We start from the raw sequence: 2,635 nt of genomic DNA on the forward strand, positions 1-2,635 counted from the left end.
GGGCGCCGCCACCCTCAAGAGCTGGTGCATCCTGCGGAAGGCTCGCTGCTCACCAAGCCGCCTGACCGCGATCGTCCAGGCGATCCTCGCCCTGCACCATCACGCCAACTGAGGTTGGAAAGACCTCAAGGTCAGCCGCATCGAGAACGCCAGGATCGGCGCCCGCGTCTCGGATGTCCGGCTCCTTCTGGAACTGTACGGCGTCGAGGAGTCCCATATGGGGGAGATCCTCGCACTGGCCCATGCGGCCACCCAGCCCGGCTGGTGGCTCGACTTCCGCCACGACATCGTCCAGGGGTTGGGCGACTACATCGCCTACGAGGACGGGGCCCAGCACATCCGGATCTACCAGAACTTCGTCCTACCCGGACTGCTCCAAACCCGCGCCTACGCCCATCATGTCATCCACAGCATCAGCGCGATCTCTCCCGACTCGCCCCGGGTGACGGAGCGTCGCGTGGAAGCACGGATGCGACGCCAGGATGTGCTGAGCAGACGCCCACCGCTCGAACTGTCGGCCATGATCGATGAGTCGGCGCTGATGCGCGGTATCGGCGGCGCGGACGTCATGAAGGAGCAATTGGAGCGACTCGTGGAGCTCATGCGATTGCCCAATGTGACCATCGGGCTGATCCCTCTGGAAACGGCGGGCGAACCGATCATGGTCGAGTCCTTCACGCTGATGAGCTTCTCCGCCGCATACGATGCCGAACTTCCGGACGTCCTTTTCCTGGAAAGCATCTCCGCGACGGAATTCCGTGATGACTCCACCACCCATCTCTACCGGCTGGCCTGGGAGAGCCTGGCCACGGCGGCCCTGACGCCGGACGAGTCCCTCGACCGCGTCCTCCGGATCGCCCGTGACCGCTGGGGCCGGTGAACGAGCCCCCAACCGGCTGACATCTCAAGGAATCCGACAAGGCACAGCAAAGGGGACTTCGCGCCAATCCCAGAAAGCATCCAGGGGGAATTGCGACATAATTGCGACCTGGCTATCCTCGTCTCCAACCGAGATGATCTTTACTTGGGCGGGTCCGGGACGGTGGATCGGACCCACCAAAACGGACAAGAATCATCTTGTTGTACTCAACAACTCAGAGAGGGCGTTCATGCGGTCCGCATCCTCATCGACCACCACGTCGCCGGCCTGGCGCAACGCATGCGGCAGTTCCGACGGCTGCGTCGAAATCGCGCGTTTCACCCCGGAAGTGGTGGGCGCCCGCGATGGCAGAGGGGACGAAAGTCCTATTCTGCTGTTCTCCACCGACACCTGGCAGTCGATCCTGCGGCAGATCAAGTCGGAAGCACTCGATCTCCCGTAGCCGACCACGGTGGACAAGCGCCGGCCCTTGACTGCTAGGGCCGGCGCTTTACCGTGGCCCAGCGCGAGGCGGGGCGCTCACGATCTTCCGTAGCCGGTCCGGGTGCAGCGGTTCTCCTGTCAGCGGTGTTGTAGCGGGGAGACGACGCGCTACGGAGGGGGCAGGCATGGGGATCTACGCGGATCGGGTCGCGGAGGCCGGTTGGGAGAGGCTGGCCGGGGAGGTCGACGCCTACGGGTGCGCGCTCACCCCGCCGCTGCTGACGGCGGACGAGTGCGCCGCGGTGGCCGCGCTGTACGAGCAGGCCGGGCGGTTCCGGTCGACGATCGACATGGAGCGGTACCGGTTCGGGGCCGGGCAGTACCGGTACTTCGCCGAGCCGTTCCCGGAGATCGTCTCGGAGCTGAGGACGGCGCTCTACCCCCGCCTGCTGCCGATCGCGCGTGAGTGGGCGGCCAGGCTCGGACGGCCCGCGCCGTGGCCGGACACGCTGGAGGAGTGGCTGGGGATGTGCCACGCGGCCGGGCAGACGAAGCCGACGCCGATCCTGCTGCGGTACGGGCGGGACGACTGGAACGCGCTGCACCGCGACCTGTACGGGGACCTGGTGTTCCCGCTGCAGGTCGTGATCGGGCTGGAGGAGCCCGGTGCCGACTACACCGGCGGGGAGTTCCTGATGGTGGAGCAGCGCGCGCGGGCCCAGTCGCGAGGGACGGCGACGCTGCTCCCCCGCGGGTGCGGGCTGGTCTTCACCACGCGGGACCGGCCCGTCCGGACGAAGCGGGGCTGGTCGGCCTCGCCGGTCCGGCACGGCGTCAGCGTCGTGCGGTCGGGCCACCGGCACACGCTCGGCCTGGTCTTCCACGACGCCGCGTGATGCCGGACGCGGCGGAGCTGCGCGTCCTTCTGGGGATGGTGTCCGGGGAGGTGGTCACGATCGGGCATGGGCGGGACGACGCGTCCCGGGCGGCCGCCGGGATGTTCGCCGAGGCGTGGGAGCGGCGGGGCGGAGTGGTGCTGGACGTGGTCGGCTGGCCCGAGGAGGCCGCGTCCTGGCTGCGGTTCGCGCGGCGGTTCGCGGCGGGGCCGCCGGACGCGTGGATCGTGGCGGCGCGTCCGGCCGGCTGGGCGCGGATGGCCCGGCGGCTGCGGCAGAGCACGGACTGGGCGCCGGAGCGCACGTACGGGTTCGCGTCCGCGGGCAGCGCGGAGGCGGTGGCGCTGGCGGGACGCGGGACCCTGGAGGGCATGCGGGGCGCCACCGCCGACGGCGGGACGTGGGTGGCCGGGGACGGGTGGGTTCGCAGCTGGGA

At 69.2% G+C, this 2,635-nt stretch carries 4 protein-coding genes; all 4 read left to right on the forward strand.

What is annotated here, in order from left to right; all coding sequences use genetic code 11:
* The first annotated feature begins 217 nt into the window (after window positions 1-217).
* Entirely contained in the window at window positions 218-880 is a 663-nt protein-coding gene (locus E1298_RS46015) for a DUF5753 domain-containing protein (RefSeq protein ID WP_131903666.1), read from the forward strand.
* 229 nt (window positions 881-1,109) lie between these two features.
* Window positions 1,110-1,322 carry a DUF397 domain-containing protein gene (locus E1298_RS46020; protein ID WP_165975985.1) on the forward strand — a complete coding sequence of 71 codons (213 nt, stop codon included), beginning with the start codon at window positions 1,110-1,112 and terminating at the stop codon, window positions 1,320-1,322.
* A 166-nt stretch (window positions 1,323-1,488) separates the two neighbouring features.
* Window positions 1,489-2,199: a 2OG-Fe(II) oxygenase gene (locus E1298_RS46025; protein ID WP_131903668.1), complete on the forward strand. Its 711-nt coding sequence runs from the start codon at window positions 1,489-1,491 to the stop codon at window positions 2,197-2,199.
* Window positions 2,199-2,635, forward strand: a 437-nt coding sequence (locus E1298_RS46030; RefSeq protein WP_131903669.1) for a type 1 periplasmic-binding domain-containing protein, incomplete at its 3' end; no start/stop codon positions are given. The genes E1298_RS46025 and E1298_RS46030, both read left to right, overlap by 1 nt.

Source organism: Actinomadura rubrisoli, from assembly GCF_004349215.1.
Lineage (GTDB): Bacteria > Actinomycetota > Actinomycetes > Streptosporangiales > Streptosporangiaceae > Spirillospora > Spirillospora rubrisoli.